At 40.1% G+C, this 26,468-nt stretch carries 26 protein-coding genes; 12 read left to right on the top strand and 14 right to left on the bottom strand.

The features are described from left to right. Positions 1-211 precede the first annotated feature (211 nt). The 10 genes from HYU69_04825 (at position 212) to HYU69_04780 (ending at position 9,181) form a co-directional block, all read left to right on the top strand. The gene (locus HYU69_04825) at positions 212-652 is read left to right on the top strand and encodes a DinB family protein (GenBank protein MBI2269666.1); all 441 of its coding nucleotides are present in this window, start codon (positions 212-214) and stop codon (positions 650-652) included. Next, entirely contained in the window at positions 652-1,956 is a 1,305-nt protein-coding gene (locus HYU69_04820) for a polysaccharide deacetylase family protein (GenBank protein ID MBI2269665.1), read from the top strand. The genes HYU69_04825 and HYU69_04820 overlap by 1 nt, the downstream gene beginning before the upstream one ends. Before the next feature lie 62 nt (positions 1,957-2,018). After that, positions 2,019-2,669, top strand: coding sequence for a uracil phosphoribosyltransferase (gene upp / locus HYU69_04815; GenBank protein ID MBI2269664.1), 651 nt, complete (start codon positions 2,019-2,021; stop codon positions 2,667-2,669). Between the two features lie 8 nt (positions 2,670-2,677). After that, positions 2,678-3,175, top strand: a complete 498-nt coding sequence (locus HYU69_04810) for a hypothetical protein (protein ID MBI2269663.1) — start codon at positions 2,678-2,680, stop codon at positions 3,173-3,175. Positions 3,176-3,376: 201 nt separating this feature from the next. Beyond that, positions 3,377-4,075 carry a noncanonical pyrimidine nucleotidase, YjjG family gene (locus HYU69_04805; protein ID MBI2269662.1) on the top strand — a complete coding sequence of 233 codons (699 nt, stop codon included), beginning with the start codon at positions 3,377-3,379 and terminating at the stop codon, positions 4,073-4,075. A gap of 66 nt (positions 4,076-4,141) precedes the next feature. Then, complete coding sequence (gene hemE, locus HYU69_04800; GenBank protein MBI2269661.1) at positions 4,142-5,164, top strand: uroporphyrinogen decarboxylase; 1,023 nt, start codon at positions 4,142-4,144, stop codon at positions 5,162-5,164. Positions 5,165-5,169: 5 nt separating this feature from the next. Beyond that, positions 5,170-6,258: an OmpA family protein gene (locus HYU69_04795; protein ID MBI2269660.1), complete on the top strand. Its 1,089-nt coding sequence runs from the start codon at positions 5,170-5,172 to the stop codon at positions 6,256-6,258. A gap of 31 nt (positions 6,259-6,289) precedes the next feature. Next, positions 6,290-7,591 (top strand): MFS transporter, encoded by a 1,302-nt coding sequence (locus HYU69_04790; protein ID MBI2269659.1) that lies wholly within the window; start codon positions 6,290-6,292, stop codon positions 7,589-7,591. A 99-nt stretch (positions 7,592-7,690) separates the two neighbouring features. Then, positions 7,691-8,413, top strand: a complete 723-nt coding sequence (locus HYU69_04785) for a (Fe-S)-binding protein (GenBank protein MBI2269658.1) — start codon at positions 7,691-7,693, stop codon at positions 8,411-8,413. A gap of 84 nt (positions 8,414-8,497) precedes the next feature. Further along, positions 8,498-9,181 carry an NAD-dependent deacylase gene (locus tag HYU69_04780; GenBank protein ID MBI2269657.1) on the top strand — a complete coding sequence of 228 codons (684 nt, stop codon included), beginning with the start codon at positions 8,498-8,500 and terminating at the stop codon, positions 9,179-9,181. 3 nt (positions 9,182-9,184) lie between these two features. On the opposite strand, the gene HYU69_04775 is transcribed toward HYU69_04780, so the two are convergent. Continuing rightward, entirely contained in the window at positions 9,185-10,228 is a 1,044-nt protein-coding gene (locus HYU69_04775; GenBank protein ID MBI2269656.1) for a PorP/SprF family type IX secretion system membrane protein, read from the bottom strand. A 310-nt stretch (positions 10,229-10,538) separates the two neighbouring features. On the opposite strand from HYU69_04775, the gene HYU69_04770 reads away from it, so the two are divergent. Beyond that, a complete protein-coding gene (locus HYU69_04770; protein ID MBI2269655.1) occupies positions 10,539-11,111 on the top strand; it encodes a UbiX family flavin prenyltransferase in 573 nt (190 codons plus the stop codon). Between the two features lie 291 nt (positions 11,112-11,402). Continuing rightward, positions 11,403-11,597: a hypothetical protein gene (locus HYU69_04765; GenBank protein ID MBI2269654.1), complete on the top strand. Its 195-nt coding sequence runs from the start codon at positions 11,403-11,405 to the stop codon at positions 11,595-11,597. A 34-nt stretch (positions 11,598-11,631) separates the two neighbouring features. Here HYU69_04765 and queG read toward each other — a convergent pair whose 3' ends face one another. The 13 genes from queG to HYU69_04700 all read right to left on the bottom strand — a co-directional run bounded on the left by queG (position 11,632) and on the right by HYU69_04700 (position 26,428). Continuing rightward, complete coding sequence (gene queG, locus HYU69_04760; GenBank protein MBI2269653.1) at positions 11,632-12,552, bottom strand: tRNA epoxyqueuosine(34) reductase QueG; 921 nt, start codon at positions 12,550-12,552, stop codon at positions 11,632-11,634. 35 nt (positions 12,553-12,587) lie between these two features. Then, positions 12,588-13,616, bottom strand: a complete 1,029-nt coding sequence (gene ruvB / locus HYU69_04755) for a Holliday junction branch migration DNA helicase RuvB (GenBank protein ID MBI2269652.1) — start codon at positions 13,614-13,616, stop codon at positions 12,588-12,590. 95 nt (positions 13,617-13,711) lie between these two features. Beyond that, positions 13,712-14,398 (bottom strand): hypothetical protein, encoded by a 687-nt coding sequence (locus tag HYU69_04750; GenBank protein ID MBI2269651.1) that lies wholly within the window; start codon positions 14,396-14,398, stop codon positions 13,712-13,714. Beyond that, positions 14,395-14,964: a guanylate kinase gene (gene gmk / locus HYU69_04745; GenBank protein MBI2269650.1), complete on the bottom strand. Its 570-nt coding sequence runs from the start codon at positions 14,962-14,964 to the stop codon at positions 14,395-14,397. The genes HYU69_04750 and gmk overlap by 4 nt, the downstream gene beginning before the upstream one ends. A gap of 45 nt (positions 14,965-15,009) precedes the next feature. Further along, positions 15,010-15,861: a YicC family protein gene (locus HYU69_04740; GenBank protein ID MBI2269649.1), complete on the bottom strand. Its 852-nt coding sequence runs from the start codon at positions 15,859-15,861 to the stop codon at positions 15,010-15,012. A 209-nt stretch (positions 15,862-16,070) separates the two neighbouring features. Next, complete coding sequence (locus HYU69_04735) at positions 16,071-16,955, bottom strand: EamA family transporter (protein ID MBI2269648.1); 885 nt, start codon at positions 16,953-16,955, stop codon at positions 16,071-16,073. 207 nt (positions 16,956-17,162) lie between these two features. Further along, positions 17,163-17,516 carry a hypothetical protein gene (locus HYU69_04730; GenBank protein MBI2269647.1) on the bottom strand — a complete coding sequence of 118 codons (354 nt, stop codon included), beginning with the start codon at positions 17,514-17,516 and terminating at the stop codon, positions 17,163-17,165. Positions 17,517-17,648: 132 nt separating this feature from the next. After that, the gene (locus HYU69_04725) at positions 17,649-18,995 is read right to left on the bottom strand and encodes a cytochrome c (GenBank protein ID MBI2269646.1); all 1,347 of its coding nucleotides are present in this window, start codon (positions 18,993-18,995) and stop codon (positions 17,649-17,651) included. Between the two features lie 324 nt (positions 18,996-19,319). Beyond that, positions 19,320-19,901 (bottom strand): redoxin domain-containing protein, encoded by a 582-nt coding sequence (locus tag HYU69_04720; protein ID MBI2269645.1) that lies wholly within the window; start codon positions 19,899-19,901, stop codon positions 19,320-19,322. A 219-nt stretch (positions 19,902-20,120) separates the two neighbouring features. After that, positions 20,121-20,522, bottom strand: coding sequence for an HIT family protein (locus tag HYU69_04715; GenBank protein ID MBI2269644.1), 402 nt, complete (start codon positions 20,520-20,522; stop codon positions 20,121-20,123). Positions 20,523-20,717: 195 nt separating this feature from the next. Next, the gene (gene greA, locus HYU69_04710) at positions 20,718-21,191 is read right to left on the bottom strand and encodes a transcription elongation factor GreA (GenBank protein ID MBI2269643.1); all 474 of its coding nucleotides are present in this window, start codon (positions 21,189-21,191) and stop codon (positions 20,718-20,720) included. 134 nt (positions 21,192-21,325) lie between these two features. Further along, on the bottom strand, positions 21,326-22,405 hold the full coding sequence (locus HYU69_04705; GenBank protein ID MBI2269642.1) for a PorV/PorQ family protein: 1,080 nt from the start codon (positions 22,403-22,405) through the stop codon (positions 21,326-21,328). 93 nt (positions 22,406-22,498) lie between these two features. Next, complete coding sequence (locus tag HYU69_04700) at positions 22,499-26,428, bottom strand: T9SS C-terminal target domain-containing protein (GenBank protein MBI2269641.1); 3,930 nt, start codon at positions 26,426-26,428, stop codon at positions 22,499-22,501. Positions 26,429-26,468 lie beyond the last annotated feature (40 nt).

Here is a 26,468-nt window from a genome sequence, read left to right as displayed (position 1 = left end):
TTGTTTGTGATAAAAGATCGGTCAACTGCGAAAAAACATATTTACCTTGATTCATTTAGCGCTGATTTTGAGCATATTACACTCAAAAAATGCTGAATCAATTTCAAATCGTCTTAGCAACTAAAAGCCCTGTAACTCAATGATAACAATACTTTCAAAGAACGTTATATATAAACATCAAAACAGTAATGATAATATATAAATTTGAAATATGATAGCTGCAATTGAGCGACTCGAAAAAATACTGAAAGAAGCTCCAAAAAAATTAAAAAAAATCACAGAAAAAGAAGCTTCCGAGCGTTTGCTGATCGGCAAATGGTCAAAAAAGGAAGTGATCGGCCACCTGGTTGATTCCGCATCGAATAATCATCAACGGTTTGTGCGTATGCAGATTGATAATAACCTGCAATTGCCCAAATACAAGCAGAATGAATGGGTGGAGGTTCAGCATTACAATCAGCGAAAATGGGTTGATGTTATTGAATTATGGCATATATATAACCTGCATTTGCTTCATATTTTAAGGAGTATGAATAGCTTTAAATTAAGTAATGTGGCCGACTTTCATGAGCAGGGAACACTCAGGCTGCAATTTATAATAGATGATTACGTTGACCATATTGAACATCATTTAAAGCAAGTCATTGACTGATGCTGCTCATCTACATTCCCAAAATTACCAATCGCTGCAGGTATATTTTCCATCTTGTATTTAAGGATATGCTGGGTGTTGATTTTGAGCTGGTGTCGGATATTGATAGGTTCAGAAACTACGCACAGGAAAAAATTTGTTATGCCCAACAACCTATTGGTGATGAACCTTTTGTACAGTGCCACAAGCTTCTGTTCGAAACCGGGATAAGTGAACAAAATATTCAGGTGTTTGAGTGGGAGCACAATGCCGTGTTTTGTGGCATCGGGAAACATTCCGCACTTCCCTTTGATCCCTTTGCGGCTATTTTTTACCTGGTGAGCAGGTATGAAGAGTACCTGCCTCATATCCGTGATAAATACGATCGTTATAACGCTTTTGAAAGCCTGGCGTATAAGCACAATTTTCTGCACAAGCCGGTAGTAAATATATGGGCAGGCTGGCTCAGGGATCTTATAGCAAAGAGATACCCTGCTTTAAAATTTCCGGAGCGTAAGTATAAGTACATCTCAACAATTGATATAGATAATGCTTATGCGTATAAGGAAAAGGGAGTGATGCGCACACTGGGTGGTTATGCCAAATCATTTACACAATTCAACCTTCAGCAAGTGACGGAGCGCACAAAAGTGTTGATGGGCGCGCAAAAAGATCCTTATGATACCTATGATCTGTTATTCGATATTCAAAGGAAGTATAAGCTCCGTCCGGTCTATTTTGTTTTGCTGGGCGATTATGATGTCAACGACAAAAATATTTCCCCTGAAAATAACAGGTTCAGGTCCCTAATAAAAAACCTGGCCGACCAGGCAGATGTTGGAATACACCCATCGTATGCGTCGAATGCAAAAAAGGCTCAGTTGCAAAAGGAGCTTAAACGGTTGTCTTCAATACTTAACCGTGAGATCACAAAAAGCCGTCAACATTTTCTGAAATTACGTTTTCCCGATACCTATCGCAGTCTGATTGACCTCGATATAACTGATGATTATTCTATGGGTTATGCCAACCAGGTTGGTTTCAGGGCCGGTACCTGTACTCCTTTCAATTTTTATGACCTCGATCAGGAGGTTGAAACACGGCTCAAAGTTCATCCGTTCGCTGTGATGGATGCCACTTTAAAATATTATATGAAAGTTGATCCCGAGGAGGCGATGGACTACATTAAACCTCTGGTGGATGAAGTGCGTGCTGTAAATGGTGTGTTCATGAGTTTATGGCACAATGAAACATTGAGTAACGATAAAGTTTGGTTCGGCTGGCGGGAGTTATATGAAGATGTTGTTAAATATGCTGTTAGCTGATAGCACGCTCTTCCCCTTTACTCCTAAAGTACTATATTTATGAGAAATAAACAGAAACAATTATGCAGGTAACAATAATGAGTCAAACGAATTCGGTGATGAACCAGTATATGGCCGAATTACGCGATGTGACAATACAGGGTGATAGTATGCGTTTCAGAAGGAATATTGAACGAATGGGTGAGGTTTTTGCTTACGAAATAAGCAAAACACTCTCTTATAATACCATTGAAGTAACAACCCCACTTGGGCATGCTCATGCGAATGTTTTGGCAGAACAGCCTGTACTGGCTACTGTACTAAGAGCCGGATTGCCTTTGCATTATGGCATGCACAATGTTTTTGATAAGGCCGAAAACGCCTTTGTGTCGGCTTACCGCCAGCACCAGAAAGACGGGAGCTTTGATGTTAAAGTTGAATATATGGCCTCTCCCGATCTCAATAATAAAACACTCATTCTTGCAGATCCTATGATGGCCACAGGCACTTCCATCGAACTTACATACAAGGCATTGCTCCGCAGGGGTGTTCCTAAAAAAATTCATGTGGTGTCGGTCATTGCCAGCCATGAAGGAGTTGAGTATGTAAAAAGGCATTTGCCGGATACTATTTCGTTATGGATAGGAGCTGTTGATGAGGAGCTTACTGTTCAGTCATACATTGTGCCTGGCCTCGGTGATGCCGGCGATCTGTCATTTGGTATAAAGCAATAATTATTGTTATGGGCTGGAAAGAGTTTCTTGAAATTGCCGGTGTTTTTGTACTTAGTGCTTTAAAGTTTGGTCTGGCCGGCGTACCCTCAGCTGTATTCGCTAATTGGTCGTTTTTCAAAGTGTTAACAGTTACCATTAGCGGCGGAATGACCGGAACATTTGTGTTTACCTTTATCAGCGAGGCATTGATCCGTTCGTATAAAAAAGTAAGACAAAAGCTTATTGAAAACAAGAGTAACCCGGATCCTGAGGAAAGCAAGGTCAAACCAAAGCCTAAATTTACCTTTACAAATAAAATGATCGTGAGAGTCAAACGCAGATTCGGTTTGTTTGGCCTCGCAATTCTTACCCCTTCACTTTTATCAATACCCCTGGGTGTTTTTTTAGCTGTGCGATATTATAAAAACAGGAAGAAAATAATGTCCTATATGTTTATTTCTATTGGGGGCTGGGCTGTTGTCCTGTATTTTTTTTACAACAATATTTATCAGTATATCTTTCATTGAAACACCCATGATTCCTTTGGAATCAAAATAACAAATGAATATCATGGGTGTTCCATCTGACAATCAGAAATTTAAAAAAATATGCGGATGAAATATTATTCCATCCTGGATTTCAGACTCACCCAATTCATGTCTGAAACCACAGATGGTATTATATCCTCAAGGGCACAAGTATCCGGGACTCATTGAAACTAAAAATATATGGTAAGAAAGTACCGGCACATATTTTTTGATCTTGATCACACACTTTGGGATGCGGATGCCAACTCTGCTGAGACATTAAAAGAGTTGTATTATAAATATGCTTTGCAGGAAAAAGGATTGGTTTCGCTTGATGCGTTCATTGAAAAATACGATGAAATAAATAAGAAGTTCTGGGCCGATTATTCAAAAGGAAGAATAAGCAAGCAATCACTCAGGTACAAACGTTTTTTACTTGTGCTGCAGCATTTTGGCGTGAAAAATTATGATCTGAGTTACAGTTTAAGTGAGGATTATGTTGAAATCGCTCCGCATAAAAGCATTGTACAGCCATATACGTATGAAATATTAAATTATCTGGGAAGTAAGTATTCACTGCATATTATAACTAATGGTTTTGAAGATGCACAGTTTTCCAAATTAAAAGCCTCAAAAATTGAAACTCATTTTAAACGCGTGATAACTCCTGAACAGGCAGGTTATAAAAAGCCATCGCCACTTATCTTTGAATACGCTCTTAAGCAAGTCAAGGCGAATGCGGTTGACTGTATTATGATCGGGGATGATCTGGAAGTTGATATATTGGGTGCACGTGCAGCAGGAATGGATCAGGTGTATTATAATTTAACTGATAAGCAGCATGCTGAAACAATAAGTTATGAGATAAAATCATTGAATGAGTTAATGGAAATATTATAAAAAATCATGTAGGTTTGTAATCGGCTGTTTATAAATTGATAAAGTAAACCAAGTGGGGCTTTAGGTATGCTGAGAAATGATCTGATTTTACGTGCGGCAAAAGGTGAGGATGTGGAGCGAACTCCTGTCTGGCTCATGCGCCAGGCCGGGCGGGTATTGCCCGAGTATCGCGCAGTACGCTCAAAGCTCAACGGATTTAAAGAGTTGGTTGAAACGCCTGAGTTTGCATGCGAGGTAAGTATACAGCCGGTTGATATTTTAGGTGTTGACGCCGCCATAATTTTTTCCGATATTCTGGTCATTCCTGAGGCAATGGGTTTGCCCTACCAGATGGTAGAAGCGAAGGGACCCTGGTTTGAAAAGACAATTCAGATCAAAAATGATATTGACCAATTGCGGATCGCTCAGGCCGATGACCTTCATTACGTAATGAAAGCATTGCAGCTTACCAAAAATGAATTGAATGATCGTGTTCCTTTGATCGGCTTTTGTGGCGCGCCCTGGACCATACTTGCCTATATGGTAGAAGGTTCTGGCTCTAAGACATTTTCAAAAGCTAAGAAATTTTTATATACACATCCTCAGTTGGCTCACCAATTGCTGGATAAGATTACGCAGAGTTCCATTAATTATTTAAAAGGACAAGTGAAAGCCGGGGCTGATATGCTCCAGCTGTTTGACAGCTGGGCAGGTGTGCTTTCCCCGGAACAATACAGGGAATTTGCATTGAAATATATTTCAAAGATATGTGAAGCAATTAACGAGGTGCCGTTAACAGTTTTTGCTAAAGACGCCTTTTTTGTACGTAAAGATTTAAGTACCTTGAAGTGTAATACAATTGGCCTCGACTGGACCATGGATATTGCTGAAAGCCGTGAATTGATCGGATGGGGTAAAACGCTTCAGGGTAATATGGACCCCTGTTTACTTTATGCCGATAACGAAACGATAAAGAGAGAAACAATAAAAATGCTCAGAGCATTTGGTCCTAAAAGACACATTGCAAATCTTGGTCACGGCCTGTATCCGGATACGGAAAAGGATAAAGTGAAATTTTTTGTTGATACTATTAAAGAATTCAAATTCTGATCTGTTTGAAGCGAATGGGCTTTTGTATTGAATATAGAAAAGTGATCCCGGCACTGTTATTGGTGTTCATGGCATCCGGCTTGTATGCTCAGAAAAACCTGGTTCCTAACGGCGGTTTTGAAGCACACAAAAATAAGCGCAATGCATCTATATCGAATTGCGCTCCCTGGAAAGGAATTGCAACCGTTGATTATTATCTGCAGGCTTTAAAACTCGATACAAGCAGATATCACGGAGCTCATTCGGGTGAGGCAAGTGTCGGACTTCGTTTTCAGTTAAAGTATAAGGAGTTTTTGTATGTTAAACTCATTGAGAAATTAAAACCGGGTAAAGAGTATCATTTTGTTTGTTATTTCCGGTTACTTTCTATCAGTACTATGGCCCTCAAGCACCTGGGGGTTTATTTCTCTATCAAACCTTTTGTTCTTTCCGATAAGGTAGATTCAACCAATTCGCTTTATATGTATAACCGAAAGGGTCTCGTTGGAAATTATGACTGGATTAAGCTTGAAGGAGATTTTGTTGCCAGTGGAGGCGAACGATACCTTACACTTGGTCACTTTGTAAAAAAAACAAAACGCGACATGTACAGGTTGAATCGGAAAAAACTATTCGCGATTTTTCATGAGTCCTATTATTTTGTTGATGATGTTTCACTCGTTGAAAAGATCGATCCTGCAACTCTGGCTCAGATGAAGCGCTCCGTGGTTCATAAAATGCATGTGCCTGAAGAAGCAAATTTGTATAAAGCGGGTGATGTTGTTCGTTTGAGCAGTATCTTCTTTGAAACAGCCAAGTCTGACCTTGTTGATGATTCGTACCCGGAATTGGACAGGCTGATCGAGCAGCTTGAGCAAAATCCAAAAATGGAATTGCGTATCAATGGGCATACGGATAGCCAGGGCAATGAGGATGCTAACCAGGCACTTTCGGAAGCAAGGGCTAAAGCCGTATTCGATTACCTTATCGAAAAAGGTGTAGCTAATGAAATTGATTTTAAAGGCTACGGAAGCACAAAACCTATTTCAAGTAATGCTACGGAAGAGGGTAGGAAACAAAACAGGAGAGTAGAATTTGAAATAACGAAATATTGATTTTATACCAGCGTTTTATGATTTGGAGTAAATGACCCACATCGAAAAAGGAGATACAAAACTAATCAATGCCTGGGCCTTTTACGATTGGGCCAACTCCGCTTACCCATTGGTTATTACTGCTGCCATCTTTCCTGTTTTCTATCAGAATGTTACCAGTGTTGTAGATAACGATGGTAAGTTATTGAGTGATACTTTATCATTGTTCGGAAGGGAATTTAAGAACACTGAGCTTTATTCCTATGTTGTTTCCCTGTCATTTATTATTGTGTCACTTTTGGCTCCGATTCTTTCGGGCATAGCAGATTATTCGGGTAACAAAAGAAAATTCATGCAGTTTTTCTGTTATCTCGGTTCATTATCATGCGCATCACTTTATTTTTTTAGTGTTGACAATCTTTTTTTCAGTTTGTTGTCTGTATTGCTTGCCAGTGTTGGTTTTTGGGGCAGCCTTGTTTTTTACAATGCATACCTTCCCGAAATTGCCGATCCCCAGGATCACGATCGCATCAGCGCGAAAGGGTTTTCAATGGGTTATATCGGGAGTGCGTTGTTATTGATCATCAATCTGATCTTAATAAAGGGTTTTGAGATGAATGCACGTTATTCATTTGTTACGGTTGGTATCTGGTGGATAGGATTCGCGCAGATAACATTCGCACGTTTGCCCAATAATATTTACGGGCATAAACCGGAAGGCAATATTGTTTTCAAAGGCTTTAAGGAACTCTACCAAGTGTGGTCCGAATTGAAGCATATCGCAAGGCTTAAGCGCTTTTTAACGTCTTTTTTTATTTACAGTATGGGGGTTCAAACTGTTATGCTTATGGCAGTTCTTTTTGCCAAAAAAGAAATTGTTGGTATGGAAGACGGTAATCTGATCATCAGCGTGCTGCTCATACAGTTTGTCGGCGTGGCGGGTTCTATGTTGTTTTCGAGACTTTCGGGGTGGGTAGGGAATATTAAGGCATTAGGAGTCGCTATTTTTATCTGGATAGGAATTTGTATAGGAACTTACCTTTGGGTGTATACTCCTGGCGATTTTTATATCATAGCTTCCCTCGTAGGACTTGTTATGGGAGGCATTCAATCGTTATCACGTTCAACCTATTCCAAACTTTTGCCGGAAACAGAGGATCACGCGTCATACTTCAGTTTTTATGATGTATGTGAAAAAATAGGTATAGTTATCGGAACATTCTCATTTGGTTATATTGAGGGAATATCAGGCGGCATGCGCAATTCAGTGCTTGCGCTGATCTTGTTTTTTGTTGTAGGTTTTGTTATCCTGCTTACCATCCCTAAAAGCAGGGTTATCGAGGCAGCCGAGTGAGCACTTCCTGTTAAAAACTTCCCGGTTTATCACGTCCAATTATTCGTAAATTCGTCCTCGTCCACCCAAGTCTCGGCGAAGGTGGATTATTCGTCCACTATGATAGTAGATATTTTTATTCCCTGTTTTATCGACCAGATCTATCCGCAGGCTGCAGTAAATATGGTTAAAGTGCTTGAGAAGGTGGGCTGTTCTGTTAACTATAACCCCGAACAAACATGCTGCGGGCAGCCGGCTTTCAATGCCGGCTATTGGAAAGAAGCCAAGGAGGTGGGTGAAAAATTCATTAAAGAGTTTCAAAACGATCGTTATATTGTTTGTCCTTCGGCTTCATGTACCGGCTTTGTTAAAAATTATTTCCCGGAGATGTTTCACAATTCCGTGCTTCATAATGAATTTAAACAAGTGCAAAAGAACATGTTTGAGTTCACGGATTTCCTGGTCAATATTTTAAAGATCACAAATATAGGCGCGGCACTGAATGGCATTGCTACCTACCATGATTCCTGTTCGGCTCTTCGCGAATACGGCGTGAAAAGAGAGCCTCGGGTATTGCTTGAAAAAGTCCGCGGACTTGAACTGCGGGAGATGAAGGATACGGATGTTTGCTGCGGATTTGGCGGAAGTTTTGCTGTAAAATTTGAACCCATTGCTGTTGGTATGGGGCAGGATAAAGTTGCAAACGCAATGGAAGTCGGCGCAGATTATATTATCTCTACGGACATGTCATGTTTAATGCATATGGATGGCTACATCAAAAAGCGGCAAAAGAAATTGAAGGTGATGCATATTGCAGATGTTCTGGCAAGCGGTTGGGATTGATTTGGTGTGGCTCGAACATGCAGGCTATATTTTTGGTGAAAGCCGGCCCATGTCTTTTATGAGTTTAATTGGAAATAATTCCAGGTGAAAAAAATCGTTGTCTTTACAGGTGCCGGCATAAGCGCGGAAAGCGGCATTAAAACGTTTCGTGATAGCGGAGGCTTATGGGAAGAGTTTGATATCAATGATGTAGCGACACCTGAGGGTTGGAAAAAGAATCCAGCATTGGTGTTGGATTTTTACAACCTGCGAAGAAAACAGGTGCTGGAAGCGAAGCCAAATCCCGCACATATAGCATTGGCTGAATTACAATTGCGTTATGATGTTCAGGTGATCACACAAAATATAGATGATCTTCATGAGCGGGCGGGCTCAAAAAAAGTGTTGCACTTGCATGGAGAAGTTCTGAAAAGCCGCAGTACACTGGACCCTTCACTGGTTTATGATATTAAAGGCTGGAAGCTGGAGCTTGGCGAGAAATGTGCCAAGAATTCACAGTTAAGGCCTCATATAGTTTGGTTTGGGGAGCCGGTTCCAAATATGCTCAGGGCATATGAGATAACCTCCGCGGCCGATGTATTCATTGTGATCGGTACATCCTTTAATGTATATCCTGCAGCAGGCTTATTGGATCATGCACATGACGAAATTCCAAAATACCTCATTGACCCTACAGTCGATAAAACAGAGCATGTAAGTAATCTTACAATTATAAAAGAAAAAGCAGGTACCGGGGTACCTGCTTTAGTTAAGCAATTGCTTATGTAAGTATTAGAATTGTGCTCTTGATTGATATAAGAATGGGTTCGGACTGCGATAGCGCAACATGATCTCTAATCCGCCCTTTGCATTGGTCGCAGCGCGAAGATCTGATGTATTTACATCGTAACTCACACCTAAACCATAGTTTCCAAACTCAAGAAGTAACTGGGCTATCACAGCATCTTTCGCACGCATATATAAACCTAATCCAACATCCGCTCCTTTTACAAAGCCTGTATATTTTGAATCTTCACGTAAAATGTATTTGATCAATGTACCAAAGGTTAACTCTGTTGAAGGACCCTGTACAAGATACATCATACTTGGCAATAATTGAAGGTTAGTATTCTTGATACCAACAGTACAACTCGAATGAATAACATATTTAGAAAAAAGTTTATCAGGGTCATTGGTGTAGAAGGATACCTTAGGAGCGTTTAAGTGGTACATAGCAAGTCCCACGTTAAATTTAAGATTGTCGTTGGCGCTGATATACATTTGGTCTTTACCATAAGCCCAATGAACACCTAACGAAAAATCACCATAACTTTCCTGTGCGGAGTTAGGGGTTTCACCCGCCATAGTTGGGTCAAAGGCAGTACCATTGTACTGACTTCCCCATTTCATTTTATCCTGGTTGTATGACAATTGTCCGAATCCGCCTTGCAAACCTGCTGAAAGGGTATTTGTTTCATTAACCGGTACAACGCCGGATACAGTTGCTCTTATTGTTTTGTTGCCATATTCAATATCGCCGGCTTTGTCCGAAAATGCAGAAAGACCCACACCCATGTAAGCTCCTTTTCCACGCTTTTTAAATAAAGCCATTTCACCTGTAAAGGCATAAGTTCTGAAAGGTGCTCCGGGACTTATACTTCCCCACTGATCTTTATAATTAAGCGTAATTCTGAAATCGGAAGTTAAACATGTCAGAGCCGGATTCAGGAATAATGGAGCCTGATCAAATTGGCTAAAGTGTATATCTTGCGCATTCACAAGAACACTCATGCTGAATAAGCCAACCAGTATGGAATTGCGGATAGATTTAATCATAAGGGTATGAGTTTAGATTATGACCAAATATAAATTATTATTATTTGAAAAGCAATTATTGGATAAATTTTCTGTCATGTTTTATTCAATTCCAACTCTGGCCTTCAATCAATAGACTTAATAAATTGATTATCAGTAATTTGCAAAATTTACTAGCGTATTATATATTTTTAATTATGTTATAATTTCCATTGTTTCTGTAAAATAAAATTATTCAATACATAAAAATTAAGACTGGATTAATGAGTAATGTATTGTAGTTTTACGCTGATAGAGTATTGTCAGATTAAGTAATTGAAAGTGAATTATAATGCCGCAGTTAAAACATAAAGTTATTGTCGCAATAACTGGTGCCAGTGGATCTGTTTATGCCAGGGTTCTTTTACAAAAGCTGGAGCTATTGAAAAGCCAGGTGGCTGCTGTTGGTGTGGTGATGAGTGATAATGCCAAAGAGGTATGGCAGCATGAACTAGGTGATAGGTCATTTGAGAAAATATCTTTTAAAACATATTCAAAAACTGATTTTACAGCCCCATTTGCATCCGGTTCGGCCATGTACAATATAATGATCGTTTGCCCCTGTTCAATGGGTACCCTTGCCCGAATAGCTTCAGGAATTTCCAATGACCTTACTACACGTGCAGCCGATGTTATTTTAAAGGAAAGACGTAAGCTGATTATAGTTACACGTGACACCCCGCTGAGCCTTATTCATATTAATAATATGAAAACAGTTACTGAAGCAGGAGGTATTATTTGTCCGGCAAGCCCTTCATTTTATAGCAGCCCAAAAAATTTCGAACAATTAGCCTCAACTGTGATCGATCGTGTTCTCGACCTGGCAGGTTTTGAACAGGACACTTTCCGTTGGAATGACAGGTAATTTGTCGGATAGAGTTCCAAATTTCTTTAAAACAGAGGATATTAGTCGTTAATGTGATATTCAGGAATGGGGATTCCTATTTATAGCATCCAATGCCGTTAAGTTAAGAGTAATGGTTTGTTGAGATAAGCCCTTCGAACTTAACTTAACGACATTGATATTGCATCGGTATTAACAAACACTTTGTTAAAAACTATTGAAAGGCGAATTAGATTTTCATGCTATTTTTTTTTAAATTAATCTTCCTGATTTTTATCAAAACAATATTTATAAGCCTAAATCCTCCCCACCATGTTTGAACTAAGTAAAAAGATTTTGGAAAAGGTGAGCTTTGATCGTTCACTGTTCCGCAAAGAATTAAAAAAAGCAGTACAATGGGTAAAGCATGAAGAGCGATTGATGTTGAAGGTATGGTGCCTGGCTACGTTTGGAACTCAATATCGTGAAATTATTCTGCAGGTGTTTAAAACAGTTACCAAAACTTGATAAAATAGGGAGAGGACCAGAAAAATATTTCAGGTCATTTTAAGAAATCGAGGTTTCGCCTGAAGCCTTTATAAGTTGGCCGCTGAAGGGGGGAATCATGAAATAGTTTATCGAATAATTCCTCTGTAATTTCTTCCCAATCAGTCGCGTCCATGTTAATCAATTCTTTCTTTGGGGCGAACATCGGTTCGTTGTGTGCTGTCGAAAAGCGGTTCCAGGGACATACATCCTGGCAGATGTCGCATCCGAACGCCCAGTTCTCGAATTTTCCTTTTACTTCAACGGGAATATTTTCTTTAAGTTCAATAGTAAAGTAGGAGATACATTTACTTCCGTCGACTATGTATGGCTCCACGATTGCATTTGTCGGGCACGCGTCAATACATTTTGTACAGGTGCCGCAATAGTCATCTATCGCTCCATCGTATTCCAGTTCAAGGTCAATAATCAGTTCCGCTATAAAAAAGAACGAACCGTTTTGCCTGTTGATCAGGTTGCTGTTCTTTCCGACCCACCCTAAGCCGGATCTTTTTGCCCAGGCTTTATCCAATACAGGCGCTGAGTCAACAAAAGCCCGTCCATTTATATCTCCGATATTTTTTTTAATGGAGTCACTGAGCAACTTTAATTTTTCTTTTATCACAAAATGATAATCTTTTCCATAAGCATATTTGGAAATTTTTGGAGCTTCAATGTCATCCTGGGTTTCGGAGGGAAAATAATTCAGCAATAATGAAATAACAGATTTGGCTCCATCAACAAGTAAGCGCGGATCAAGCCGTTTGTCGAAATGATTTTCCATATACTTCATCCGGCCATGCATCCCTTTCTTCAACCATTGTTCAAGACGCGGCGCTTCATCGGCTAAAAATTCTGCTTTCGAAATTCCGCAATAGTCGAATCCAAGGCGCTTAGCTTCCTGTTTAACAAACGCAGTATGATGAGTCTTATTCATTGCAAGGTCCCACGGAGTAAATGGAGAACCGAAGGTTATATATCGAACAATGATCCCTTTGTATGGCGAGGTACCCGGCCCAAATGTTTGTATGCCAGCTCCGTTGCTTCCCGGCCCCGCGGAGTTCGTACAAGATAACCTTCCTGTATGAGGAATGGTTCGTAAACTTCTTCAATAGTTCCGGCCTCTTCACCAACAGCTGTTGATATGGTGGTAATGCCGACAGGTCCTCCTTTAAATTTATCGATAAGTGTGGTAAGTATGCGTGTATCCATTTCATCAAGTCCGTTCTTGTCAACATTTAATGCAGCAAGCGCATAATTGGCAATTTCCATGTCAATGATGCCTTTGCCTTTTATCTGCGCGAAGTCGCGTACCCTGCGCAACAAAGCATTCGCGATACGGGGTGTTCCACGGCTCCTCCGTGCTATTTCGAATGACGCATCTTCATTTATGGGCACATTTAAAATTTCGGATGAACGAACAATTATTTTCCGGATTAATTTGGAATCGTAATAGTTGAGCCTGGAATTAATGCCGAAGCGGGCGCGTAATGGAGCGGTAAGCAATCCCGAGCGGGTAGTGGCGCCTATTAATGTGAATGGATTAAGTTTTATTTGCACTGTGCGTGCGTTGGGACCTGAGTCGATCATGATATCGATCTTGTAATCCTCCATGGCAGAGTACAGATACTCTTCAACAACAGGACTCAAACGATGTATTTCATCAATAAATAAAACATCAAACTTTTCAAGATTAGTAAGCAGTCCGGCCAGGTCGCCCGGTTTTTCGAGTACGGGGCCGGATGTTGTTTTAATACTTACCGCCAATTCGGTGGAAATGATATTGGCAAGTGTTGTTTTACCCAAACCCGGAGGACCATGTAAAAGTACGTGATCAAGTGCTTCTCCGCGTTGTTTGGCGGCTTGCACAAACACCTTTAAATTTTCAACCACTTCATACTGACCTGTAAAATCAGAGAATTCGCCGGGCCGCAGAGCCTTTTCAAATTCCTTTTCTTCAGACGAAAGATTTTCAGAATCAGGATTGATGCTTGGGTTCATGAATTTATGTTAATGTCCAAATTTAAACAAACTTTTTGATGTTATGTTGTCAGTTGTTAGGGATCAATTATATAAACAATCGATAATTAACAACACTACATTTTATTTGCCAATTTGCTTTCAGGAAAACATCTTTTATAAAGCTCGGTAAAGGAAATGCTTGCACCCAATGAGTATGTTGGAGAATTGAAATTTTCCTTTATAGCCGGATTGTTGATCAGCATTATCCGGTAACCGACCTCTGCAGTAGCTGAAAGCCACCTGAATATTTTATATTCGGTAGCAATGATGGGCTCATAGATCAGTACCAAATGCCTGTCGGTGCGTACATTTTTCCGGTTATAACTATATACATAACTTGAACGTCCCATACCTAACTGCAAGGGCACACTGAACTTCCAGTATTTGCTGTTGAAAAAGATGTATTCGGCGTAATATGCGATATAGAATAATTTTAGCTGGGCTTTTACTATTTCGGTAGTATTTGAAGGCGACGTTACTGCATAGTTTTTGTAAAAATGCGAATTTCGACCATTCATTAAATGCCCGCTTATTCCAATCTCGATTTTTTTTCCAAATTGAACTCCCAGTTTTAAACCAAGGATCTCTGCTCTTTCGTTACTGATAAATGAGTTACGGGAATCGACCCCGACAACAAAGCGCCATTTTTGGTTGAAGCTCAGTCGAATAGAATCCAGCATCTGAGCCGAACTATATTTCGGGATAAATAATAAAAGGAGAAGAATAGGAAAGATGAAGGCGGTATTTGCAGCTCTGTTCAAGTTTTAAGAAATTCCCCCACTATTTTTTCGGCTTCAGCCAAAGCTTTGCCAAGATCGTCGTTTAGTATTATTTTATCAAATTTACCGGCAAGCTTTAATTCTCTTTCGGCTTTACCTACACGCCTGGAAATACTTTCCGGGGTTTCGGTTTCACGTTGTTGCAATCGTTGTTCAAGGCTCTGAACAGATGGAGGCATTATAAAAACAGCAAGCGCTTTTTCGCCAAATTGTTTTTTGAGGTTCAGTCCACCCTCTACGTCAACATCAAAAATAGCGTGCCGGTTATTCTTCCATATCCGTTGGATCTCTGATTTTAATGTGCCATAAAAATTGTCGGTGTACACTTCCTCCCATTCAATAAACTCATTGGTTTTAATTTTTTGTTTGAATTCATCAACAGTTAAAAAATAATAATCTACACCGTTTTGTTCACCTTTGCGCATAGGTCTGCTGCAGGCGGAAATGGAGAATTCCAGGTAAGGAAGAACATTGAGCAGATGATGCACAATAGTTGTTTTGCCTGCACCAGATGGGGCTGAGAATATGATTAATTTACCCTGATCCATTTCATTTACGAAAGAAAGCGAATAATGACGCAAATCGGCCACATATTACAAAACATTTAACAATTGTTCTTTTATCTTCTCAAGTTCATCTTTCATTTGTACTACAAGCTTTTGTATCCCTGCATCATTGGCCTTTGAGCCAATGGTATTTATTTCACGTCCGATTTCCTGCGATATAAAACCGAGTTTTCGGCCGGAAGAAGTTTCAGTCATGGTTTTCAAAAAATAATCGAGGTGAGTTTTAAGACGAAGCCTTTCCTCGCTGATATCAAGTTTTTCAATATAATAGATAAGCTCCTGTTCAAAACGGTTCTGATCGATCTTTTCTTTCAGTTCGTTTACCCCCTTATTTAATTTTTCACGTAAAAGAGGAATGCGCTCCTCATCCAGTTTTATAACATCTTCCAATAATTTGTTTATGAGGTTGATTCGGTTAATGAATTCCTTTTTTAGTACGGTACCCTCATCATCCCTGAATTTTTGGAAATCTTTAATGGCTTCGTCGATCAATTTTCTTACCTGTTCCCATTCTTTTTTATCCAATTCCTGGCGATCCGATTTCAGGACATCAGGCATCTTCATAATGAGAGAAAGTATGTCTTTTGCAGGTTCGTTCAGCTCAGAGGATAATTTTTTCAGTTCATTATAATAGCCTTTTGCCAAAGGTTTATTGATACTGACAACGTTAGCTTCGCCGGTGTATTCGGAAAAAATGCCGAAATCAATTTTGCCGCGTTCAGTCTGCTTTGATAATTCAGAGCGTAGTTCGGATTCTTTTTCGCGATAAAGTCCTGGTATGCGAAGGTTAAGGTCGAATTGCCTGCTGTTAAGTGATTTTATCTCAACGGTTATTTTTTTGTTGGGCAATTCACCGGTCGATTTCCCAAAACCTGTCATTGATTTCATCCGTATATATTTTTAAAATTTCTGGTTGTCGGATGCCTGCCTGTCGGCAGACAGGGAACACCCATGATATTCATCCGTGTTTTTGATATTGAAGGTATTATGGCTGTTTCATAAATGTTATATATACTTCAAAAATAGGAATTAAAAAGGAATTTGAAGTCAGAGAAGCAAATACAGAATGGACATAAAATAGAACTATGTTAAGTTATGGACGATCGTTTACTGACCAGAAATACACCGGCTATAATGAGCATTCCCGAAGATACTTTTATAGGGTCGAGATTGTCCTGTCCTATAGCAATAGCTATCAATGAGGCCAGGAAAGGCTGCATGTATATATAAATACTTGCCACAGAAGGACTTAATTCCTTTAGTGCGTATGTATTAAACAGGAATGCAAAGTAAGTGGTGCCAACTACGACAAACGCAATACACCAGTAAATAGTCGCAGGCATTGTAACCCAGTTTATCTGGTTGAATTCGGTAATACTGAAAGGAGTAATATAAAATAATCCAACCAGGAATACCCATTTCAGAATTGTAACAGAGTTGTATTTTTTCATCAGTGGTTTTACAAGAATCAGGTAAAAGGCCCATGAAGTTGAGTTAATAAATACCAATATGTCGCCTACGATTGTATCCGAACCAAAAGTGAAGTTTTTGTTTACAAGCATAAGCATTAATGCTCCTGTTATGCCAAGTATTAACCCGAATATTTTGTTACCCGATATTTTCTCTTTCAGAATAAATGCCGTTAATAACAATACAACAATGGGGTTTGATGTCATAATGATAGAGGCATTTATGGGGGTGGTCATGTTGAGACCTTTGTAAAAAAGCATTTGATTAATAGCCACTCCAAACACAGACAATACCAGAATTTTTTTAAAGTCGGCTTTTTCCATTTTTTCTTTAACGAAAATTCCTGTGATCCAGAAAAGTCCCAGAGCCCCTGTTACTCTTAAAAAGATAAAAGCGAAAGGTTGAATGTATTGCGGCATGGCCAGTTTTGAAATGGAGTAGTTAGCCCCATAAATAAGCTGAGATAAAAGTAATGCGATATGTGCTTTGAGATTCTTGTTCATACTGGTTGTTGGTTACCAGTTGTTGGTTGTTGGTTTCAGTTGCTACTCTTACTTTAAGCTGTCTCAAAAATAGTGATTATTGTGTACCAGGTTAAGCTCCTTCGAAACCTATGGGAAAGCCGGCCAACGCTACATTTCGACAAGCTCAATGTCCCCGTCGCACTGTTTTTATTTAAGTTTCTAACAACCAATAACCGACAACTTGTATCATTTCAAAACCTCTTTTGCTGCCGCCACATTATTTTTCGAGTTCCCTATAAATATCCTGCTGCCCACAATGATAACCGGCCTTTTAAGAAACGTATATTCTTCAAGGATATGCTGCCTGTAATCCTTTTCAGTGAGTTGTTTTTTGTCAAGGCCCATGGCTCTGTATTTCAACGCCACCCGGCTAAAGAGTGCTTCATAAGTGCCGGCCATCTTTTTGAGTTCATCGAGCTGTGCTGCGGTTATTTTTTCTGTTTTAATATCTTGGAGGATGAAACTTTTTCTTTCGATATCCAACTCTTTCATTATTCTTGCGCAGGTAGAGCAGGAGGATAGGTAGTAGATTTTTTTCATAAGTATTGGTTGTTTGTTAAGGGTTGTCGGTTGTTGGTTGGTGTCATTATACTACTACGCTCATTACATAGTTTCGTAGTGCTCAGTAAGGTTTTATTTAATAAATTGTCGCATAAGCTTCTCAACCGGCAGCTAATTCCCCCCTAAATTAACATTTTCATCGCCTGTCCGGTAAGGCAAATAGGTGATAATAAATTGAAACATCTCGTCGGTGGTACGCATACTGCCACTTCGTTCCTGCACCAGTTGGGGAGGATTGAATGGATTATTGGGATTGTTACTTGTGTTATCATACACTCCCACTGCTGTTATAACTGAGCCTCTTGGAATTTTCACCATTTTTTTGAACGTATAAAAATACTGCCATCTGAAATCCCATTTTTTGATCCGGATCAACGGAATAGTATCGCCTTGCGGCGTTAAGGCATAGGCCCAAAAAGTTTTTCCTAATAAGTGCATATGCGGGTTTATGGTAAGTATGGACATATCCATAGGCGCTACAGTACGGGTATAAAATGTTTTTATTTCATTGGGCGGTATAACTAATGGAGGTATTATTTCCGAAACACCTAATGTGCCCAGCTGAAGTTCCAGCGTTGGCCGTTTGGGTGCTTCTTTATCAAAGAAAATATTGAACCAGGATTGATCGGAAGTGTCAATAGGTGAAGGCCCATAATGAATGTCCTTCAGGAGGATGGCATTTTTACGGTTCAGGACAAATCCTCCGATCCCATCGGGATACTTAACGGGCATCACCCCTGGTAAATAGTTTACAAACGATTGTTTAAGTAATGGGTAAGTGCCGTCATCATTGGCCAACCTTAATTTATCATATGATTCTTTCACGCTGTTTGTTTGTGTGTCTACGATTTTTTCGCCGTCATTAATATTTTTCTTTTTATCATACTCATAACGCAGGAGATGTCCGTTTACATGGTGAACGAGTTTTCGGTTTCCGGGAACAAACTCGATCGCGCGCACAAATGTGTCGTTCGGCAATTCGAAGGGGATCTTCATCAGCATGAAGTTATCTTTGTTATCACCTTTTATATTAAATATTACCGGCATTTTTACGACGAGGTCTGGTTTGCCAAGCATTGATCCTTCAATATATTCGGGTGCCTTTTGAAGTTTTGTCGTGTCCCCCAATGGAGCGCCGGCTTCAGCCCATTGCTGTATCAGACTTATTTCACCTTCAGTCAATACTTTCTCATCAATAAAATGAGTATAAGTGTTGTCGGCAGGCCAAGGAGGCATTAGTCCGGATGCTGTTACTTTACCGATCATCTTTGCTCGTTTCGCAACATCTCTATAGGTGATAAGCGAAAACGAGCCGGCAGATCCGGGCCTGTGGCAAGTGGTACAGTTTTTATAAATAATAGGAGCGATATGCTCACTGAAGGTTACAGGATCTTTTTGTTGACATGAATAAAAAAATATAAACAGGGAAATAGAAGAAACAGACAAATACTTATTCATTGGTCTCATTCGTTAGTTGAAATCTGCACTTTCAGTTTCTAAAAAAATTCTTCTCTCTGTGGCTACTCTCTTTTCTCTGTGTAATACCAATTATAAATATAAATTAGTCTTTGTTTTTTGGCCTTACTCTTTGTCTCTCTCCAAAGGAGAGAGAAGTTACGGATTAATTTATATTTGGTATAATTTTTTTGTTACACAGAGTTTCACACCTGTGTGACAAAATACTTCTGTGCGCAGGCACAGAGGAGACACAGAGAATCAGAATTTCATCCTTCCTTTACCATTAACTATGGACTTTCAGCACATGGTGGTTTAGTTTATTTTTTATTCAATTAAACATCCTTTAGCTTCAGTCGAAATTGTTTTTATTGCAGTATTTGATATAAGAGCATTCAATGCATCATCCAAATAATGTTCTGTGATAAGGGTTCGTTTTTGTCCGGGTTCATACATCCAGTTATCGATACTGCCTTTATAGAGAATGTTCCCCATTCGGTCTATGACAAATACTTCAGGAGTGACTTTTGCTCCAAGTAAAGTGCTCAGGTGTTTTTCTTCATCCATCAACAGATCAGGCTTTAAATTGTAAGTTTTTATATATGTTTCAATCTCTGACCTGTCAAAATTTGATCCGGGAAACACTCCGTAAAATTTCACTCCATCCGTTTTGTATTTATCAAATAATTGATTTAAAGTAAGAGAATAACTCTGACACACAGGACAATCAGGCGATAAAAAAATAAACACCGATGCTTTATTTGTTGAAAGTTGCTGAAGTGGAAATTCTACGCCATTAATCGTTTTAAGAGTAATGGTAAACAACTCATTTTTATTAGTGTGATGGGCAGAGCATGCAAGTAGAAAAAGCGGGAATAGAAATTTTGTTGCCGACTGGATAATTTTCATTGCCCTCATTCGTTAGTTGAAACCCTGCTACTCTGTGAAACTCCTTTTTCTCTGTGTAATTTTTTGTTACACAAAGTTCACACCTGTGTGCCAAAACACTTCGGTGTGCAGGCACACAGGTGACACAGAGAAACACTGAGCATTTTTATTTAGTATTGTGGAAAGAGTTTTATTCTTTCTTTACCACAACTTATGGACTTTCAGTCCATAATGAGTTAGTTAAAGCGCCTTAAAAGCCTGTTGTATGGCTTGTGCCAGCCTTTCCATTTCGTTTGGTGGCAATTTGAGTTTGGGTCGCTCAAAATTGATGTCGCTCATTTCATTCATAGGTACCAGGTGAATGTGAGCATGTGGTACTTCCAGTCCGATAACCGCGACACCTATCCTTTTACAGGGAACAACTTTTTCAATTGCGCGTGCCACTTGTTTTGAAAACACGTGCAGTCCGGCTAATTGCTGATCATCAATATCAAAAATATAATCGGTTTCCTTTTTAGGAATTACAAGGGTATGGCCTTGTTTAAGAGGGAAAATGTCCAGAAAGGCCAAATAATCATTTGTTTCAGCTACTTTATAGCATGGAATCTCGCCTTTTACTATTTTAGAAAACAAGGATGCCACAATGTGAATGCTAAGTTTATAGTAACAAAATCAAATGATTAATTAGCCCCTTTCTTATTTAGGATTGAGGATTTGGGATTGAGGAATAAGAGTATACTACTTTTATTTTGCCCAACTTATTATGTCTTATAAATCCTAAATCCCCAATCCTGAAGCCTAAATTATTTGTCGAATTTATTTCTATAGAATTATATACTATCGTGATATACTTATTACCTCAAACTTTACACTTCCGGCAGGGGTCTTAATTTCAGTTTTATCACCCACTTTTTTTCCGAGTAAGCCTTTGCCGATCGGGGAGTCAACAGATATTCTTCCTTCTTTCAGGTTAGCTTCGCTTTCGGCTACCAATGTGTATTGCATGGTAGCGTTGTTTTTAAGGTTTTTGATCTTAACCTTTGCGTGAATAAACACTTTTGATGTATCGATCTGTGATTCGTCAATAATCCTGGCTGTGCTTATGAGTTCTTTCATCTTCGATATTTTAAGCTCAAGCAAACCCTGAGCCTCTTTCGCGGCATCATACTCCGCATTTTCTGACAGATCGCCTTTATCCCGTGCCTCAGCTATTTGCTTTGAAATCGAGGGACGCTCAACAGTTTCGAGATGGTGGAGTTCGTCTTTCAGCTTTTTTAAGCCGTCTTCCGTAAAATATGAAACCTGTGACATGATAAAACGTAGTTATAAGTGTAATTTACAAAAGTATAAAAAACCATAAAAGAGAACTCCGTTAGAAATTCTCTTTTATGTGATATACTACTACGCTCATTAAAGCTTCGTAGTACTCTAAAAACAGTACTAATTTACAAATTTATTCTGGCTCCTATGCTATGTACCCCCATGAAGGGATCTGTATGCCTGTAGGAGTAATCAAAACCAAATGTAGATTTACTTTTATTAAAGGGGATCTCAATCGTTATTCCCGCTGTAGGACCTGTGAAAGCAGTTGTTCTTTCATCGGTACTGGTTATTCCCTTTTCAAACAAATAACCAGCCCTGACCATCAGGAATGATTTAAAGCCATATTCCGCACCAAACATGAACTGGTCTTTGCTGAAAGAGTTAGATGTAAAGTTACCCGCAATAGTAACACGATGATTTTTCATTGATACGCTGTCCTTTGAAAAATAAAGATCGTATGAAGCGCCGATATTTACCAGGGACGGCAATTCAAAGTTGGCGGAACGGTTCTCAACTGTAAATGTTTTGGTTCCGGATGGATTGTTGGCTGGAATCGGAGTGCGGAAAGAAAGACCGTCACCATTAAAGCGCATACGAGGGCCAACATTTTTCAGGGAAACCCCAAAATGAATATTGTCGAAAGGACCGGTTACGTATTGAATACCTGCATCAAGTGCAACTCCGCGTGCCGAAACGTCGGATATCGCTTCCGAGATCATTCTTACTGTCATGCCGCCATATATATTGTCGGAAAATCCTTTTGCATACGACAGACCCATATTTACAAATGATGGTGAAAATGTTCCTATACCTCCTTCAGGCTGGTCAACCGTAGTAATGGGAATATTGCCAAAGTTCATGCTCATTACACTTAAGCCAAGAGCACCCGTTTCGCCAACCCTTTGCGTAAAACCAAACGAATTAATGCTGATATCAGTTCCGCTCAGCCAATCGGTGTGAGAGAATATCAGTTCCGTTTTCCGGGTAAATGCGATCCCGGCTATATTTAAAAATGATCCTTCCAGCCCTTTAACACTTGCGGTGTTGGCTCCGGCCATACCGGAACTGCGCGCCCAGGGATTAATAAGCAGTTCAGACGCACCGGCCTGACCGGCACGATCGGCATTGCCAGCAAATGTGCTGCTGCCAAGCACTGCTGATGCACAAAGAGCACTAATGATCTTTTTAATAAATTTTCCCATGACTGTTATTTGCTTTTATCTAGGTTAATCATTAAACAATTTTATACGACGCTGTTTTTATTTTTTCTTATCAGAGGTGTCTACATCCAATAATCAATATGAATCAAGGTCAACCGGACGCATTACACCAAACCATTTCAGTATTTTTTCACCAACGCCCGGAGCATCAACATGAATAATATACATTCCACTGGCTATCGGAATATTTGCCTGGTTCTTCAAATCCCAATCAAGGGATGTTTTCGGATCATCCTTTTTGAACGTACGTATAAGCGTGCCGTTAAGCGAATACATTCGTACGGTGCATTTCTCAGGCAGATTGGTTATTTTGATACGGTTATCCGCCTGATCTGTTTCGTAGCCGGAAAAGGCATAATAAGGATTTGGCACCACATTAATGAGATCAATTGCATTCTTTGCGATCTCATGATCACCCTTATGTGCTTCAAGATCATTGGTGCAGAAGCTGTACATGGGGTAGTTCAGGTTTTGACTAGGTGTAATCGTGTCAATAACAGCTTGTGAAGCTGCAGTTATACCATAGAAACCGCTGAATCCTTTCCGGAATTTTCGGGAAACTCTCAAGCGCACTTTCACATCTGATTCCAGCAATTGGTGGCCTGAAGAAAGCAAAGGAATATTAACCCACATGGCATCAACATATACAACTCTTTTGTAATTGTTATTACTTGTAGTAACCTTTACAGTGTTTAATAATTCCCAGATCGCCTTGCCACGATCGTATGGGGGAAGACTCTTTGCCCCGTTAGGTAAAACAGCATCACCTGATGAGAAGGGGGTGAGATCGGCAGAGTGCGCGAATACATAAATATAGTGCTTGCCGCCGAATATTGGGTTCGCGCCCGATGAAGAGAAAACATTTGAGGTTGGATTCCAAACCATGTCACGCCCGTTTTCGAGTGGCAATCCAGAATCTTCACCATAAGCCATATTCAGGCGCTCACCGGTTTCAACATTAATTGCATAACCAGGAAACCATCCCATGCCTGTTGGGGCAATATATCCGGGGTCGGCCGGGTTAGTGCTCCAGGTTGTCCCATCACCTTTGTTACCATTTTGATCGATCGATGGTGAATTTCTGAGGTCCATTTTGCGTGCACCGCCCTCAGCAAAAGCAGTTTCTTCCGCCATTTCTATCACAGGACAGCGGGTCCACTTGGTTTTATCAGAGGTTAAAACAATATCAACACTGGCAAGTGTTTTTCTTATATCATTCTGTGAGATCAGCTTATCCCATGCAGGACCACCGGTACATGTAAGTGCCGCATCACTATAAGCACAAAGCCTATATGGCGCCCATGTGCCGGACAATAATTTTTCAAAATCCTGTGAACCATCCACCGGATTCGTGCCACTAAAATAATCATCGTACGGACTGGCCGGGGTACTTGAGGTTTTTCCGGAACGGATCCAGTTCAGATTGCCATAAGGGGCTGTTGTACCATCAACATCAGCCAGGGCTGATAACCAATTTTTTAGAGGATCTGCAAATGATATTGTTGCTTCAAGGATACCGCTATTGCCGGGAGCATTCCCATAACCCACATCATAGGTATACGTTGCTCTTATCGAAATACCTAATTCGGGAATAATTTGTTCTGATCCGAGTAATAAACTCGTATCGGATTGAGCTATGATGCTACCTGTAGTGCTGTTCTTAAGAGTCCAGCGGGCATTTGGTGTTGAGTCACTGATTGCGATGGTAAAGCAACCAGGAGGTACATTTAAAGGATCAACGACTTTAATTTCAACAGGACCTTTGCCGCGTTCATAAGTAATGTTAATGGCCCTTGAGATGGTTGAACTTAATATGTCAGTGACTGATTTAGAAGTAATATCCAGAATATGTCCGCCGTTACCTTGTCCTTCTATGCGTGTCAATTGAACTCCATCGCCGTAATTGGAATGTTGTTCAGTTCCTCCTGCCTCTGGGGCTATATTATGCGGAATAGCTACATAATTATTGATATTTCTTCTGCCTGAAATGTAGGGTAAGTTATATCCGTCGGGACGGTTGATGGGATCGGCACTTGCTTCACCCACATTATATCCATAGGCAACTGCCGTAAAGAAGTATTGCTTGTGATTCACCAATTTGTTATCGCCTTTGGCAAACAAATCTTTGTCAACCGTAAATGAACGGCTAACGCCCGCATCGGCACCATAAACCATTTGCTGTGGAACCCAAGCTCCGCCCAAACTTTGATCCTTATAGTAATTTACGATTTGCGCAACTCCGTTTTTGCGATCGGTTTGGAAGATTAAACGGGCCTTGTCTGGGTTATTAAGGTCAGTAACAGTTACCGTAGAATCAACGATCTGGTATACCTGGTATCCTTCAAATCCATACAAACTGTCGGGTAATGAAGAAATAAAAGGATCACGTTCTTTATACCCTTCTTTATAATTATTCGAGGTTGCCTTATTGGTTAAGTAAACAATCAATTGCTTATCAAGTTCCTGTATAGTCAGGTCAGGAGCATCAGGGCCGTTTGTAATTTTAAAGCAACTGTTAAATAAGGCCTGTGCTTTAACATCCGCATCGCGCATGAGTGATACAGAAGCAAGCGGACCTCCCTGTGTTGCCCTGGCCCAAACACATCCGATAGTGACATTGTTTACAGCACCCGGCTTCAATGTAAATGGACCGGCTGATTGCAAAAAACGTCGATCACCTACAGGATTACCAACGGTAGTTTCTGTCCAAGCGCTTTGTGGCACATTTTGTGTGCCTTTGCCTGAAGGGTCAGTATCACCTGGAAACATAAAGGCGCAAACTGTGGATCCGCCTTTGGCGTTACCACCATATGTGAAAGGAGTTCCATCGATCCATTTGCCGGATAAATAATTATAATAATCTGTTTGTTTGGTAGGATTACCCTGAACAGTAAAGTCGTTATTGTAATAGACAAACTTGGCCATGCTGATCCTGCCGTTTGGCTCAACATAACTAACTAAGCTGTCTATCCCATCACCAGGTTCAGCCGCTTTAGGACCGCGGAAAAAGTCAACACCAACTGCAGGAGGATTGGCGCCATAAGTTCCAAGTGCGCCGCTTCCATCAACTGGGTTACCATTGTAGCAATACCCGATACCGTTTTGTACATCGCAACCAACATAATCATCAAAAGCATAACCGAGATCGGCATCCACCCATACTCCGAAATATGTTTTATTAAGCTGGATCGATGATCGGTTAATTACTTCATAATCATAAAAGGTCATATTGTTGATCTCATCTGTTGAAGTGAAGGCAAAGGCTTGTGCGCGTACCTCAAGTCCAATTGAGTTGCCATCCGACTCAGTATGAATATTTCCTTTGTCGTTAAACACCCACCACAGGGTTTTGTCACCGAACACCTGCCTGTCATCACAGGCAAACTTCCGGGAATCCATGCTGTATTTAGGATAATCACCGGCTGCAGGATCATAAATACCATTACCATCTTTGTCATAAAAAGGCGCAAGGTATTTTCCCTGTCCGATCGATGTATTTCCGTTTCCAGGCCAGTTAATAATATTTTGGGTAATGGGCCCCCCGTTTACAAAATCTTCAACTTCCTTTCGGGTAATGGTAAAGTGTTTGTCGAAAGCAGCACAATCGGCGGCGGAGATATCTACAGTAGTTGTATCAAGAGGGCCTGGCCAAAAGTCATTACCGTTCTGACGGTAGGTCATTGCGGCAACTTTTAACTGAGCACCGGCATCAATACCGCCTATCCAAAGTGAGCCGGAGAATAATGAATGGGCTCCTCCACCTTTAGGAATTTCATATTTGGCTGACAGCAGGTTCCACCACATATCACCGCCTGTAAGTATTGTAGTGCGAACATTATTAATATCGAGCTCCGTTTGGGTTTTGGCAGGTATGCAGCCGGACATTACCGATTCAACCAGGGCTTTTTTAAAATGCGGCTGGTCAATATTTTCGCGTGCGATTGTGCAAAGGGTAGTTAATGTTAGTAAAACCAACAGTAACAATAGTGTTTTTATATTTTTCATTTTCGTACTATTTAAATTCTATTAAGCAAGACAAGCAAAA

The organism is Bacteroidota bacterium (genome assembly GCA_016183775.1).
Taxonomy (GTDB): domain Bacteria; phylum Bacteroidota; class Bacteroidia; order JABDFU01; family JABDFU01; genus JABDFU01.
The sequence above is the reverse complement of the archived record's forward strand: the minus strand, read 5'-3'. Positions and strand labels throughout refer to the sequence as shown.

Bases quoted from the DNA above. Each gene is read 5' to 3' on its own strand.
- gmk (MBI2269650.1), bottom strand. From the start codon at position 14,964: ATGGATCAGGGTAAATTAATCATATTCTCAGCCCCATCTGGTGCAGGC.
- greA (MBI2269643.1), bottom strand. From the start codon at position 21,191: ATGTCACAGGTTTCATATTTTACGGAAGACGGCTTAAAAAAGCTGAAA.
- queG (MBI2269653.1), bottom strand. From the start codon at position 12,552: ATGAATAAGACTCATCATACTGCGTTTGTTAAACAGGAAGCTAAGCGC.
- HYU69_04785 (MBI2269658.1), top strand. From the start codon at position 7,691: ATGATAGTAGATATTTTTATTCCCTGTTTTATCGACCAGATCTATCCG.
- HYU69_04700 (MBI2269641.1), bottom strand. From the start codon at position 26,428: ATGAAAAATATAAAAACACTATTGTTACTGTTGGTTTTACTAACATTA.
- HYU69_04735 (MBI2269648.1), bottom strand. From the start codon at position 16,955: ATGAACAAGAATCTCAAAGCACATATCGCATTACTTTTATCTCAGCTT.
- HYU69_04810 (MBI2269663.1), top strand. From the start codon at position 2,678: ATGGGCTGGAAAGAGTTTCTTGAAATTGCCGGTGTTTTTGTACTTAGT.
- HYU69_04805 (MBI2269662.1), top strand. From the start codon at position 3,377: ATGGTAAGAAAGTACCGGCACATATTTTTTGATCTTGATCACACACTT.
- HYU69_04740 (MBI2269649.1), bottom strand. From the start codon at position 15,861: ATGACAGGTTTTGGGAAATCGACCGGTGAATTGCCCAACAAAAAAATA.
- HYU69_04770 (MBI2269655.1), top strand. From the start codon at position 10,539: ATGCCGCAGTTAAAACATAAAGTTATTGTCGCAATAACTGGTGCCAGT.
- HYU69_04720 (MBI2269645.1), bottom strand. From the start codon at position 19,901: ATGAAAATTATCCAGTCGGCAACAAAATTTCTATTCCCGCTTTTTCTA.
- hemE (MBI2269661.1), top strand. From the start codon at position 4,142: ATGCTGAGAAATGATCTGATTTTACGTGCGGCAAAAGGTGAGGATGTG.
- HYU69_04730 (MBI2269647.1), bottom strand. From the start codon at position 17,516: ATGAAAAAAATCTACTACCTATCCTCCTGCTCTACCTGCGCAAGAATA.
- ruvB (MBI2269652.1), bottom strand. From the start codon at position 13,616: ATGAACCCAAGCATCAATCCTGATTCTGAAAATCTTTCGTCTGAAGAA.
- HYU69_04790 (MBI2269659.1), top strand. From the start codon at position 6,290: ATGACCCACATCGAAAAAGGAGATACAAAACTAATCAATGCCTGGGCC.
- HYU69_04765 (MBI2269654.1), top strand. From the start codon at position 11,403: ATGTTTGAACTAAGTAAAAAGATTTTGGAAAAGGTGAGCTTTGATCGT.
- HYU69_04725 (MBI2269646.1), bottom strand. From the start codon at position 18,995: ATGAATAAGTATTTGTCTGTTTCTTCTATTTCCCTGTTTATATTTTTT.
- HYU69_04705 (MBI2269642.1), bottom strand. From the start codon at position 22,405: ATGGGAAAATTTATTAAAAAGATCATTAGTGCTCTTTGTGCATCAGCA.
- HYU69_04775 (MBI2269656.1), bottom strand. From the start codon at position 10,228: ATGATTAAATCTATCCGCAATTCCATACTGGTTGGCTTATTCAGCATG.
- HYU69_04825 (MBI2269666.1), top strand. From the start codon at position 212: ATGATAGCTGCAATTGAGCGACTCGAAAAAATACTGAAAGAAGCTCCA.
- HYU69_04820 (MBI2269665.1), top strand. From the start codon at position 652: ATGCTGCTCATCTACATTCCCAAAATTACCAATCGCTGCAGGTATATT.
- upp (MBI2269664.1), top strand. From the start codon at position 2,019: ATGCAGGTAACAATAATGAGTCAAACGAATTCGGTGATGAACCAGTAT.